The 12,772-nt window shown below is 35.3% G+C and carries 13 protein-coding genes; 10 read left to right on the top strand and 3 right to left on the bottom strand.

Translation table 11 applies throughout. From position 1 onward, the window contains the following. Window positions 1-185 (bottom strand): response regulator aspartate phosphatase (locus tag BAMA_RS22415; RefSeq protein WP_034644017.1); only part of this gene is annotated, 185 nt, incomplete at its 3' end. Window positions 186-1,041: 856 nt separating this feature from the next. On the opposite strand from BAMA_RS22415, the gene BAMA_RS22410 reads away from it, so the two are divergent. The 3 genes from BAMA_RS22410 (at window position 1,042) to BAMA_RS22405 (ending at window position 3,261) form a co-directional block, all read left to right on the top strand. Continuing rightward, on the top strand, window positions 1,042-1,791 hold the full coding sequence (locus tag BAMA_RS22410; protein WP_034644021.1) for a DNA-methyltransferase: 750 nt from the start codon (window positions 1,042-1,044) through the stop codon (window positions 1,789-1,791). A gap of 556 nt (window positions 1,792-2,347) precedes the next feature. Further along, entirely contained in the window at window positions 2,348-2,485 is a 138-nt protein-coding gene (locus tag BAMA_RS24680; RefSeq protein ID WP_157406063.1) for a hypothetical protein, read from the top strand. A 212-nt stretch (window positions 2,486-2,697) separates the two neighbouring features. Beyond that, entirely contained in the window at window positions 2,698-3,261 is a 564-nt protein-coding gene (locus tag BAMA_RS22405) for a recombinase family protein (protein WP_034644014.1), read from the top strand. Between the two features lie 71 nt (window positions 3,262-3,332). Here BAMA_RS22405 and BAMA_RS22400 read toward each other — a convergent pair whose 3' ends face one another. Continuing rightward, window positions 3,333-3,818, bottom strand: a complete 486-nt coding sequence (locus BAMA_RS22400; protein WP_034644012.1) for a type II toxin-antitoxin system HicB family antitoxin — start codon at window positions 3,816-3,818, stop codon at window positions 3,333-3,335. Window positions 3,819-3,931: 113 nt separating this feature from the next. Beyond that, window positions 3,932-4,129, bottom strand: coding sequence for a type II toxin-antitoxin system HicA family toxin (locus tag BAMA_RS22395; RefSeq protein ID WP_034643994.1), 198 nt, complete (start codon window positions 4,127-4,129; stop codon window positions 3,932-3,934). Window positions 4,130-4,364: 235 nt separating this feature from the next. Here BAMA_RS22395 and terS point away from each other — a divergent pair, with 235 nt between their 5' ends. The 7 genes from terS to BAMA_RS22360 all read left to right on the top strand — a co-directional run bounded on the left by terS (window position 4,365) and on the right by BAMA_RS22360 (window position 12,546). Further along, complete coding sequence (gene terS, locus BAMA_RS22390) at window positions 4,365-5,180, top strand: phage terminase small subunit (RefSeq protein WP_034643992.1); 816 nt, start codon at window positions 4,365-4,367, stop codon at window positions 5,178-5,180. Next, a complete protein-coding gene (locus BAMA_RS22385) occupies window positions 5,173-6,447 on the top strand; it encodes a PBSX family phage terminase large subunit (RefSeq protein ID WP_034643990.1) in 1,275 nt (424 codons plus the stop codon). The genes terS and BAMA_RS22385 overlap by 8 nt, the downstream gene beginning before the upstream one ends. Before the next feature lie 92 nt (window positions 6,448-6,539). Beyond that, on the top strand, window positions 6,540-7,997 hold the full coding sequence (locus tag BAMA_RS22380) for a phage portal protein (RefSeq protein WP_034643989.1): 1,458 nt from the start codon (window positions 6,540-6,542) through the stop codon (window positions 7,995-7,997). 104 nt (window positions 7,998-8,101) lie between these two features. Continuing rightward, window positions 8,102-8,620 (top strand): phage head morphogenesis protein, encoded by a 519-nt coding sequence (locus BAMA_RS22375; RefSeq protein WP_034644019.1) that lies wholly within the window; start codon window positions 8,102-8,104, stop codon window positions 8,618-8,620. Window positions 8,621-8,734: 114 nt separating this feature from the next. Then, the gene (locus BAMA_RS22370; RefSeq protein ID WP_034643986.1) at window positions 8,735-9,949 is read left to right on the top strand and encodes an XkdF-like putative serine protease domain-containing protein; all 1,215 of its coding nucleotides are present in this window, start codon (window positions 8,735-8,737) and stop codon (window positions 9,947-9,949) included. A gap of 17 nt (window positions 9,950-9,966) precedes the next feature. Then, window positions 9,967-10,935, top strand: coding sequence for an XkdG (locus tag BAMA_RS22365; protein WP_034643984.1), 969 nt, complete (start codon window positions 9,967-9,969; stop codon window positions 10,933-10,935). A gap of 660 nt (window positions 10,936-11,595) precedes the next feature. Then, the gene (locus BAMA_RS22360; RefSeq protein WP_034643983.1) at window positions 11,596-12,546 is read left to right on the top strand and encodes a nucleoside hydrolase; all 951 of its coding nucleotides are present in this window, start codon (window positions 11,596-11,598) and stop codon (window positions 12,544-12,546) included. The last annotated feature ends 226 nt before the right edge of the window (window positions 12,547-12,772 follow it).

The raw sequence follows: 12,772 nt of genomic DNA, 5'->3' as shown, positions 1-12,772 counted from the left end.
AGTGAGTAATAAAGTAATAGGTTTTGGTCTTGTGCAGATTCATTTGTTTCTTCTTTTAACCTATTAATTTGAATATCAATATGTTCTTTTAAAGCCTGTGCTTCCTTTAACCGTCTTGACCTTATTTCTATATACCATTCATTTAAAAGTTGTGTGATTTTCTCATCTCTAGTGGACGTAAACACATAACCCCTCCTTATCTTTCTTTATATATTTAATAATAACAGAAAATTCAAACGCTAAATACTTCATGTTATTTAATAAATAAGTTTCTCAAATATTTACAGACAATTATATGAATCTTATTTTTTATTAAACAGGGGTCACATGCCTATCAAGCAAAAAAATACAACTACCTCCAGAACGAAATTTTGTACTAACTTGTAACAAAAAGATCATTTTAGATGAATCTATAAAGGATGTTTTTGCCCCCGAACAAGGCGAATACTTCTTAAAACTAACGTTATAACAAAAGTGAACGTTTATGTTATAAAACAAGCTACGCTGGTACTGGGACAAATAAGGGTGAATCCTAAATTAATTTAAACTTGATATGGAATATTTTGTATTAATACCCCTTTTCGGGGGATGGGCAAAGTTATCCGGAATGGGGAATGAGAAAAAACGGTTTTTTTGTCTTACGAATGCCCTCTATAAGTGAAGAGAATATTTCCGTATATGTGTATTATGTTCCTGGTGGACTGATATGTATGAAACCATAACTTGTCAATTTTTTAAAGTACACTCCATTCAAATGACAAAGGGGATGGTCACATTGAAAGTTTAACCTTTTCATGCACTTTCAAGCTTTTCATTTATCCAAAAGCGATTACTCACAAAAACGTAAATTGGATAGTTAAACGAAAAACAACGAGGGAGAAGCTTCTGCTTCTCTTTGAAACGGTACTCGGCCTACCTCCAATCTGCTTACATAGAATCAGCCAATATATCGAGTGCCGTTTCAAAGAGGTGTGGAATGCACTTCTCTTGATGTTATCAAATCATCATAGAAAAACATATATGAAAAGGATTGATACTTGCTTGTTAAATAAAGTGCATCATATGGATTGTTTAGAAGGAATGAAATTAATTGAGGATAAATCAATTGATATGATCCTTTGTGATTTACCCTACGGAACAACTGCATGTAAATGGGATGAAATTATTCCGTTTGATTTATTGTGGGAACAGTACGAAAGAATTATAAAAGATAATGGTGCTATTCTATTAACGGCTAGTCAGCCATTTACTACAAAATTAATTGCCTCAAATATGAAGCTATTTAGGTATGAATGGATTTGGAAGAAAGGTAATCATACTACTGGCTTTCCAAATGCAAATAGAATGCCCTTAAAGAATCATGAAAATATTTTGGTGTTTTATAAGAAGCTACCTAAATATTATCCGCAAGATCTGGTTCTATTAGATAAGCCGATTGTTCATAGGAAGCCGAAAAAGAAGTTGCAGATATTTGGAAAAAGAAACAACGAATCATTAAACAAAGTACATGTAACTAAATATACAAACTATCCTAAATCAGTAATCGACTTTGTTCGAGAAAGTAAGACATTCCATCCTACTCAAAAACCTGTACCGTTATTTGAGTATTTAATTAAAACATACACACGAGAAGGGCAAGTCGTATTAGATAACTGTATGGGGTCAGCTACTACAGCAATTGCTTGCATTAATACGAACAGGAACTTTATTGGATTTGAGAAAGATGAAAAGTACTGGCGTTTAGGTAATGAGAGAATTGCAAAGCATATGCAGCAGCTGAATAGTTTTTGATATATAATCCAGAGAAGCTTGGGGTCTGTGTAGTAATGGAACAGAATCGGCAATAGCATCTATTTTGGACGGTAACAGGGTAGATATCATAGACCGCAAAGTAAAATGATGACCTTAACATCCGATTTTATTATTATCAAAAACGGATGTTATTGTTAATTTGATTATGATAATAGTTTTGATAACGTAATTTCCATGAATCAGGACCTTAATTTTCATATTTTTTTAGGATTATCAAAAATGAAGGTTTATGATAATCCAAGGTTTGAGTCCTGTTGCCGTTTTTGTTCCGTTGCTACACAAACCCCAGCTTTTGCTTCTCTTTGAGCTATTAATATTAAAGTTGGAATTAATGGTTCAAAGAGGCGCGGAATACGCCTTGATACATTAAAAGGCCGTAACAGTACTTTTCTGTAAACCTCTATCCTTTATTGTAGCCGCTGCTATTTATTAGTAGCGGTATTTTTATTACTTGTACACTAGCAGTTCATCGGTGACTCTCCTTCCGACACTCTTTTTATGAGCTGCTAGTTTAGAAGAAATAAGGAGGAATAACATGGAGAAATTTATAGTGACTCTATGCGGTATGACGCTGATTTATCTCATTTGCAAAGCATATGTTGTACATGAGCAGAAGAAAGCTGAGAGAAGGCAGAGAGCGAGCTTAAAACGTGCAGTTAGAAAGTTGAAGTAATAGAGAATCATTACAAAACAAACACAACACAACCCACTTTTTTCAAGTGCATATTTCTGAATTAAGACTGTCTAAAAGTAAATACTTTTAGACAGGTTCATGAACTACATTCAAAACGACAAGAAAACCTGCTTGTTATTGTACAGAAGTTAGTCTATAATTAAATGTATAAAATACATAAGACTTTTGGACGTTAGAAGGAGATGTTTTTTGTGGAAGTGGTAGGATATGCACGAGTAAGTACAAAAGAACAAGATTTGGGACTGCAACTTGAAAAGTTAGAAGCTTATGGTTGTACAAAAGTATTTACAGAAAAGCAAAGTGGTGCGAAAAGTGACCGAGAAGAATTACAAAAAGCATTAGACTATTTGCGAGATGGTGATAAGCTAGTTGTCTACAAAATAGACAGATTGGCCCGATCGACTTTCGATTTACAACGTATTGTTAAAGAATTAAGTGAACGAAATGTATCGGTTGTATTTTTGAAAGAACAAATCGACTTCTCGACACCTTCAGGGAAGTTGATGTTTACTATGCTTGGTGCTATTGCTGAATTTGAAAGAGACCTTATAAATGAAAGAACAGCAGAGGGAAGGGCCAGAGCGATTGCACAAGGGAAGCACATGGGCCGAAAAGGACAAGATGAAAAGCAAATTAAACAGGCATTGCACTTGTTGAAAAACCGACAAGATAACGGTTTAAGTGTAAATGATATAGCGAAGATGACTGGTGTACCTCGTTCAACTATATATGCAAAGGCCAAACAAGATGTTTAATAAGAAAAGCGGTGAATAATGCTGCTTTTCTTATTTTATATAAAATAAAAAAGAGGACGCACTCAGCGTCCTTAATTATTATTGTTTTTATAGTCAGTATCATAAGGTAACTTTATATTTAACTGTTCTCTTAATGCATCTTGTAAGATTTGTGAGAAGTTCAAGTTCTCCTTTACTGCCGCTTCATTTAACCATTGAGGGATAGTTAATGTTTTTTTAATGGCCTTATTATTGATCGCCTTTCTATATAAAGGCATATGAACATTAATTTGCACCATAATTTTTTTAGATATGTCTTCATACAAATCGTTATCTAAAACGATTTGTTCTGGTGGTGTAGGATTAGGTATATAGTGTCCATCCATTTCCATGCTATGAATGATTGAACCTACAGCATCTTGAGCGTTTTGGATAGCTTCGTGTATTGTTTCGCCTTGAGAATGGCACCCAGGTAAATCTGGGAATGATACACTATAACCGCTTTCCTCTGGGTATTGTTCGAATATAGCTGTGAAACTATAGAAATCTTTATAATCGTTTTTATTTAAGTTATCCATTTATAAATACCTCCAATTTTATATTTTTAATTATGTTGAGGAGAAATTTTGTTGATTTTTAAACCATATTGGTTATATTAGAAGCATACAGTTTTTTTGGAAAACAGGAGGGCTTAGTAAGCCCTTGCCTGTTTTAAAATCTTATGAGCCGTGCCACGTTTGACATCCTTTACTGGGTGGTAAATCACGATGTCAATCGGTGCGCCTGGTTTCTTAAAAACGAAATGGTCGCCTTTGCCGCGGCCTTTTTGTTTTATCCAACCATGACTCTCAACGATTTTTATTAATTCTCGTGAGCTGTATGACTTCAAAAGTATTTCTCCTCTCTTATGTATGTTTTGTACCGTCCTCCTAAACGGTATACCTTATTATAACACGTATATTTTATACGTGCAATACATTTTGGTGAATTTGTACGTATTTTTGATACGTATTTTGAGGGTGTTATATTATATGTAGCCCTGTAATCTATAGAATAAACATGGTGAATGCCAATAAAGCATTTGCCTTTTTGTGTTATAAACTATTTGCTGTGAGGTGGTGAATATGGCTAGGCAACGTAGTCCAGATAGAGATAAAGCCTTTGAAATATATAAAACTAGTGAAGGAAAAAAACCTATTGTTGATATTGCAAAGGAATTGGGTATTTCTTCTGTAGGTACTGTAAGAGGGTGGAAGAATAAAGATGAATGGGACGACCGATTGAATGGAACGTTTCATAAAAAAGAAAAGAAGAACGTTCCAAATAATACGGAACGTTCCATAAAGAAACGTGGTGCGCCAAAAGGGAATAAAAATGCTTTAAATAACCGTGGTGGTGCAAAAAAAGGCAATAAAAACGCTGTTGGTAATTCGGGGGGTGCAGCTCCTATTGGTAATAGTAATGCAACTACACATGGTTTATTTAGAAAATATCTTCCTGAAGAAGTTTATCGATTAAAAGAGGAACTCGAAAGCGCAGTTGCTAATGATCCGTTAGCGATCCTATGGGAAAATATCATGTTGCAGTTTTCAAATATTATTTATGCACAGCGTATTATGTTTGTACAAGATAAATCCGATATGACAAAAGAGCTTAAAAAGCATAAAGTTGGTGAAAATGGTTTTGAGGAAGAATGGGAAATTCAATTTGCTTGGGATAAACAAGCGAACTTCTTAAATGCTCATTCTAGGGCGTTGGCCACGTTAGCATCACTTATTAAAGACTTTGATAGATTGGCCCATATTGACGACGAACGACGTGCTAAACTGAATTTAATTCAAGCGCAGATTGATAAGTTGAAATCTACAACAAATACTGATACGACCGTTGTTGTACCAGTTCAATTCATTGATAATATTACCGGTGATTTAGATGATTAAGAAAAGAATAGATGAATTGATTCCACCTGCATTTCACCGTCTTTGGTTAGCTCGAAAGTGCGAAAGGATTTTAAAAATGGTCTGTAAAGGCGGTCGTGGTTCGGGAAAATCAACGGACATATCCATTTGTATTATTGCAGATATTATGCAGTATCCTATTACAGCACTTTGTGTACGTAAAGTTGAAAAGACTTTAAGGGAATCATGCTATGAGCAGTTAAAAGAAGCGATAGAACTTATGGAAGTAGAACATCTTTTTCAATTTAAAGAAAATCCTATGCAAATTGTATATAAGCCACGTGGTAATAAAATTATATTCCGTGGTGCAGATGACCCAGCGAAAATTAAAGGTATAAAGATGGCTAAGTATCCAGTAGCGATTGCTTGGTTTGAAGAATTAGCAGAATTTAAATTAGAAGAAGAAGTGTCTACCATCGAAAAATCAATTGTACGTAAAGAGCTGCCAATAGGGCTACGGTATAAGATGTATTATTCATACAACCCACCGAAAAGAAAGCAGTCATGGGTAAATAAAAAGTTTGAAACGCAATTCACTCCTAAAAACACATTTGTTCATCATAGTACATACTTGGACAACCCTCATATTTCTAAGCAGTTTATCGAGGAAGCAGAGGAAACGAAAGATCGGAAACCGCAGCAATATGAACATGAATATTTAGGGAAAGCAACAGGAAGCGGTGTTGTTCCATTTAATAACCTTAAGTTTAGAAAGATTACCGATTCCGAAATTAAGAAGTTTGATAATATCCGGCAAGGTATTGACTGGGGTTATGGTAATGATGCTTTGTCATTTGGTCGTATGCATTATGATAAAACTAGAAGAACTCTTTATATTTTCGGTGAAATCTATGGTGTTAAAATAAGTAACCGTAAATTAGCGGAAAAGATAAAGCAGCTTGGCTGGGATGATTTCATGATTATTGCAGATTCGTCCGAACCAAAGTCAATTGATGATATGAAAGAACATGGCATTAACCGTATTAAAGGCGCTGAAAAGGGACCAGGTTCAGTTGAATTCGGTGAAAAATGGCTAGATGATTTAATAGAAATCGTTATTGACCCACATCGTTGTCCTAATATAGCAAGAGAATTTGAAAACATCGATTATGAAACTGACAAAGATGGTAATCCTAAAGACAGGTTACAAGATAAAGATAATCATAGTATCGATATGACTCGTTATGCGATGGAAGATGATATGGCCAAACGTAAAGTAGTAATGGGTGGAAAAGTAAAAAGAGTGTAGCTGAATATATTATTCGGCTTTTTTGCCGTTCTTTTAGTGCGGCAGCTGCTCATATCATTTTTTATTTATAAAGAAAGGAGGAGTCCTTATTTATGAGCGATAAAACCACTATTAAAAATGTTAGTGTTATTGAAATTGCTAAATCGAATGAAACCAATAATAGTAATAGCAGCAAACAAATGACTGTAGATCCGTTCTCTCAATTTTATGGTGATAAGGGACTGATGAGACCACCTTATGATATGCAGAAGCTGCTTGAAATTCGTGAAAGTAATCCGATTCATTCAGCGTGCATAAGTGCAAAAGTTGATGATATCGCTGGGGTTGGCTTTGACTTTTCCCCTATTAATGAAATGGAAAAATCTAGTCCAGAACAATATAAAGCGTTAACTCACTTTATCAAACATTGTAATCCGGAAATGACAAGCAATGAGTTAATTAGGGCAGTATGGGAAGATTACGAAACGTTGGGATGGGGGATTATTGAAGTTGTTCGTAATATGAAAAACGAACCAGCAGAGTTGTATCATATCCCTGGTCATACTGTACGTGCTCATAAGGATAAAATACGATTTGCACAGATTGTTAGTAATAAAGAACGTTGGTTTAAGAAGTTTGGTCATCCAGAGGATTTTCGTCTTATTGATGGAAAAGAAACAACCGCAGATGATAGCAATAAGGCCGGTGAAGTTATTGTTATCCGTAAATTTGGATCCCGCTCATCCTACTATGGTATACCGAACTATATTAGTTCGGTAGGTGCTATTGTAGGTTCACAAGCTGTACGAGATTACAATATTGATTATTTTACAGGTAAGACGGTTCCGGATGCGCTGCTGTTTTTAGAAGGTGTCGATGAAATAGACCCATCTGTGGAAAATGAATTAAAAGCCTTTTTCTCTGTTGAAACAAAAGGAGAACATCATAAATTGGCTGTGATACCTGTTCCACACGGTGCAAAGGCTCGATTAGAGAAAATTAGTCCCGATGTAAAAGAAGCGAGTTTCCGTCTATATAGACAAGATAATGCAATGGAAATATGCATTGCTCATCGTGTGCCACCTTATCGTATTGGTTGGGCCATGTCGGGTGCATTAGGACAAACAACAGCTGAAGAAATGAATGAAATGTATAAACGTTCTATCATTGAACCAGGTCAAGAAATACTGCAGCATCGTTTGAATACACAGCTATTCAGAGAATTCATTTCATTAGGTGAACTGCAATGGGAGTTTAAACTTAATGAAATTGATATAGAAGACCGAGAAAGTGATATGAAATATGCTGCAGATGGTTATGAAAAACGGATTTTAACAAAAAATGAATCTCGAAAAGTAGTTGGTTACGAAGGTGTTGAAGGTGGCGATACATTCTTTGAAGGTGCAGCCGTTAACACAGGACAAGGCAATGTATTAGAACCTATTGTAAAAGCCGATGACGACGAAAAAACAAGGGTTTTAAACAACTTCCGGGAAAAACATGAAGAAATAGAAAAATCACTTCAGAAAAAGGTAATAGATTTTTTTCCGAGCAGGGAAATAGGCTCTTAAACCTACTTCCCATTATTTATATCAAAAAATCAGATGCAGAGATTGAGGGTATAGAAGAAGTAGATGCATATCTTAATGGTGTGGATTGGGAACAAGAAACACAAATGTTCGTTGATGAAATGAGTGACACATTAGAGGATGATCTTACTTCATTTATACAAAGTGCATTATTTGAAAACGGTCTAGTATGGGCTGTTTTAGATCCAATTGGTGATGTTGCTGCACAGTGGGTCGCTATTTACGCATTTGAATTGGCACAAGGACTTAATGAAACCACACGTAATCGATTAAGAGAAGTTATGCTACAGAACTTAGAAAATGGTAAGGGTGTGGATTCTTTAAGAGATGCTGTATCTGATGTTATAGAAGAAGCGACGGATTACCGTGCAATGATGATTGCTCGTACAGAAACGACATATGCTATGAATTACGGTAATTTAATTGCATATAAAGGTGCAGGTCGAAGTAAGAAAACATGGCTTACAGATCAAGATGAGCGTGTTTGTAAAGAATGCGGTGACTTAGATGGTGAGACAGTTGATATAAATGAATCATTTAGTAACGGAAAGATGTGTCCGCCAGCTCATCCTCATTGCCGCTGCACTATGATTTCAGAAGAATAATAACAGAACCCTTTATTATTGGGGCTTCATCGTCAAAACGTATATAGCTGTATATTAAGCTGCTGTGCGTTTTGACTGTGGAGCCCCAATATTTATAAGGAAGGAGGTAAAAACATGCCGTATGAATTAAAAAACGCCAACATTAGTTATATTTCACTTGTAACAAAAGGCGCAAATGGTCGTCAATTTGCCATTATGAAAAGCGATGATACAAAACAAACGAACATATCCAAACAGGTACCAATTCTTAAAACAGAGGAAGAGAAGCAGCTGGTGACGGGGATTGTATATGAACCGGATGTAGAAGATTCTCATGGCGATATGATGACTGCAGATGAAATTGAAAAAGCAGCATACAACTTTATGGAGAATTATCAGCACATCGATAAACAACATGATGAGGTTGCTGGGAAAGGTACGGTTGTTGAAAGTTGGATTGCTAAAAGTGATATGGTTGTCGGCGAACAAGATATAAAAGCTGGTACATGGCTTATGACGGTTCGAGTAGATGACACAGACACTTGGGAGGAAATTAAGAAAGGTGAAATCACTGGTTTTTCTATGGGGGGATTTGGTGAAAGAATAGAAATTGAAAAAGCAGAGGATTTCACAAAAGAAGAACAAGGAATTATTCGTAAGATGATTGGATTCTTCTCCGGTGAAAAACACAAAATCGAAAAAGGCGAAGTAAAAGATCGTTTTATCGATGAGAAACAAAAGCGTGATCTTCGTGCTGTTTTTAATCTCTTTGAGGATGTGTTCTATTGGGAGATTTGGGAGAATAGTCCCGACATTGACCGTATGACAGCTGCTCTTGACGATATGAAGGAAATTCTCACTTCAATTAAAGGTAACTATACAATTTCCAAATCAGAGAACGCAGCAGCTGCAGAGAACATTCTCCTTGAAAATATTCAAAAAGCAGGCAAAGTATTGTCCAAAAAGAATGAAACGAAACTTGATGAGGCACTGTCCTTAATTAATGAAATAAAAGAAGCTGCTACACCAAAGGAGGAAGAAGAAATGAAACCAGAAGAAGTTGCAGAAATCGTAAAACAAGCTGTCGAGCCATTAGCCGAACAGGTGAAAAAAATCGCAAAGCAAGTAAATGGTGATGAGGCATCTGGCGATAATCATACAGCAACAGAGCTAACAGAGACAGAAAAAATTGAGGGAATGATTCAAAAACAGTTAGAACCAATTGTAAAGCAAATTGAGGATATTGGGAAAAACGTTTCTATTCGTAAAGGTCTAGACCCAGATTTTGAACCAACACCTGGACAACAAGAAATCAAAAAAACTAATAAATGGGCAGGTATTAACCTGTAATATAAGGAGGACCTATAATGAACAATCAAGACTTAATGGCACGTTTAGACCGTATTGAAAAATCTATCACAACAGGATCTCTTACTGCTGGATTATTAAATCCAGAACAAAGTAAAGAGTTCTTCCGAATGGCGTTTGATGCTACGCCATTCTCGCAGCTGCACCGTAAAGAAATGCGAAAAGCCAAGCAGGGTGAAATCGATAAAATTGCAATCGGTGGCCGTATTTTACGTAAGAAAACTGAGAATAAAGATGATGAATACCGTGCTGGTGTTAAAACCTCCAAGGTAGAATATAATACAAAAGCTATTCGTCTTCCTTGGGAGATTACAGAAGAAACAATTCGCGAAAATATTGAAGGTGAAGGATTCGAAGATACTGTAATGGCACTAATGGCCACGCAGCTAGGTATTGACTTGGAAGATTTACATTGGAATGGTGATATTGATTCAGATGACCCATTCTTATCGATCAATGATGGATGGTTAAAGAAAATTAAAAAGTCTACAAGTTCTCATATTATTGACCATGCTAAATTATTAACTGAAGATGGATCGGCAGATGGATTTGGTAAAGGTTCTATATTCTCTTTATCTCGTGCCATGCCAAACAAATATAAAAACAGTAATCTACGATGGATTATGTCTCCGTCTCGTCGTGAAAAATGGATTGAGTATTTAACAAACCGACCAACTGGTGCAGGAGATGCTGCTTTACTAGGTGCAGGCGACCAGGTTAATAAACCAATGGGATATGGCATTACTACTGTACCATCGTTTACAGATGATATTATCATTTTAGCGGATCCAAAAAACTTTATTGCAGTTAATACATATGACACTCGTGTTCGTAAGGCTGTGGAAGGTAAAACGGCTATTATGGAAGACAAGCGTTTCTATGTAATGCACTTAGATGATGATGCTGTTATTCAAGAAATGGATGCAGTTGCAATCTTAACTAATATCCCAGACACGTTCGGCGCTTAATGTAGGACGTGTTTTTATTATGTAAAAATTACACAATATGAGAATAGCAATATTTCATAATTGAAAACGACTTATTTTATACAAGTTAGTTTTAAATGCGAAATGTTTTAAAGTTCACTTCTGTTAAAAACAATTCGAATCCCAATTATAGAGAATGAGGTAATTTCTAAGTTTGGTATTCTATTTTGTTAAAAATGAAAGTGAACTTTAAATTTAAAACAACATAAGACTATGTTTAGTTTTTAAAAATAGAATTTTTATAGGAAGGGTACCGCCAGGATTTTGGAAAAAAACACGCTAAGAGTATGCAAGATTTTATGAAAAAATCGGGAACGATAGGGAGGCCCAAAAGCGAGCCCTAATAGGCATGTATAAAATCATACATTGATGGATCAAAAGAAAAAAAGGCGAATCTTTTGTGAGAGTAAGGGGACACCTTTTTCCTTGCTACCGATAATGATGCGTTATGTTAACCAAGCATGTATACGATATACAAAACAAAAATACTTTTTTAGATGCAAACACATATAAGATATCTAAAGTTATAGATGAACAGAATGTACTATTGAAGAATATATAAAATATATATCAAATATAGTACAAGCCTATTCATTACATCCTTAGTAAAAATAAAATTTTATGGCTTTTGGAGGAAAACATATGCCCAAAAAAGTTCTCTTGTTTACAGATTTGGGAATTGATGATGCGTTTGCTATTTTGTACACCTTTTTTCGTAAAGATATCCAACTTGTAGGAATTGTAGCGGATTATGGAAATGTATCGAGAGAGAATGCTATAAAAAATATTAACTATTTGAAGTATATTTCGGGAAGGAAAGAGATACCCGTATTTCTCGGTGCTTCTATACCTTTAACAGGTATATTAGTTCAATATTTTCCTGAAGTGCATGGAAAAGTAGGACTAGGACCTATCATTCCACCTGATGTTTCTTATCCAATTTATCCCATAAATGATATTTACAAAATTATAAACTCAAATTTAGACGATCTTACAATTATCAATTTGGGAAGACTTTCCTCATTAGCTACGTCATTTATTTTGAATTTAGAAGCAATGCGGAATGTGAAAGAATACATTTGCATGGGTGGAGCCTTTTTTTACCCCGGAAACGTGACTGCTGTGGCTGAAGCCAACTTTTACGCAGACCCTTATGCAGCAAACTTAATTCTGCAGCATGCAAAAAATTTGACAATTATTCCATTAAACGTCACCCAACACGCGATTGTTACACCTGAAATGGTTCAACAAATTGATGCATTTCACCGGAATACACAAGACCTTGCAGGACTCATCATCAAACCTATGTTAGACTACTACTATAATTTCTACTCTAAATCGAATCCTGGCATAGGAGGAAGCCCTATGCATGATTTTGTAACAATATGGTATTTGTTGAATCCAGATGCAGTTCGTCTGTCAAAAGTGCCCATCAAAGTAATTCCCGATCAAGGAGAAGGATTTGGTCAAAGTATCGCAGACTTTCGTTTTGTGACAAATCCAGGTTATAAAACACATAATGTCGCTTTTCAGTTCAATTACGAAATATTTAAGAGAGATATTATGGAAACATTTTTAAGGAAAAGACTGTAGCATATCCTAAGTAAAGATAAAAATACATATTTAAAAAAGAATTATTTATAGTTGGATGTATTGTAGTTGCTATGAGTTTACTAAAATAGAACTTCCGGTAACGAGAATTATGTGAATACGAAAGTCCCCCAGTTAAACAATCTGGGGGACTTTTTTAATAGTCTTCTAAATACATTGAATCCCTATAATAGGACCTTATGTTAACCTTACATGTATAGAATATACA

Source organism: Bacillus manliponensis, assembly GCF_000712595.1.
Lineage (GTDB): Bacteria > Bacillota > Bacilli > Bacillales > Bacillaceae_G > Bacillus_A > Bacillus_A manliponensis.
This window is presented reverse-complemented; position numbering and strand designations above follow the sequence as displayed.

Coding starts and splice junctions, on each gene's coding strand:
- BAMA_RS24680 (WP_157406063.1), top strand. CDS start 2,348: ATGGAGAAATTTATAGTGACTCTATGCGGTATGACGCTGATTTATCTC.
- BAMA_RS22400 (WP_034644012.1), bottom strand. CDS start 3,818: ATGGATAACTTAAATAAAAACGATTATAAAGATTTCTATAGTTTCACA.
- terS (WP_034643992.1), top strand. CDS start 4,365: ATGGCTAGGCAACGTAGTCCAGATAGAGATAAAGCCTTTGAAATATAT.
- BAMA_RS22385 (WP_034643990.1), top strand. CDS start 5,173: ATGATTAAGAAAAGAATAGATGAATTGATTCCACCTGCATTTCACCGT.
- BAMA_RS22380 (WP_034643989.1), top strand. CDS start 6,540: ATGAGCGATAAAACCACTATTAAAAATGTTAGTGTTATTGAAATTGCT.
- BAMA_RS22375 (WP_034644019.1), top strand. CDS start 8,102: ATGTTCGTTGATGAAATGAGTGACACATTAGAGGATGATCTTACTTCA.
- BAMA_RS22370 (WP_034643986.1), top strand. CDS start 8,735: ATGCCGTATGAATTAAAAAACGCCAACATTAGTTATATTTCACTTGTA.
- BAMA_RS22365 (WP_034643984.1), top strand. CDS start 9,967: ATGAACAATCAAGACTTAATGGCACGTTTAGACCGTATTGAAAAATCT.
- BAMA_RS22360 (WP_034643983.1), top strand. CDS start 11,596: ATGCCCAAAAAAGTTCTCTTGTTTACAGATTTGGGAATTGATGATGCG.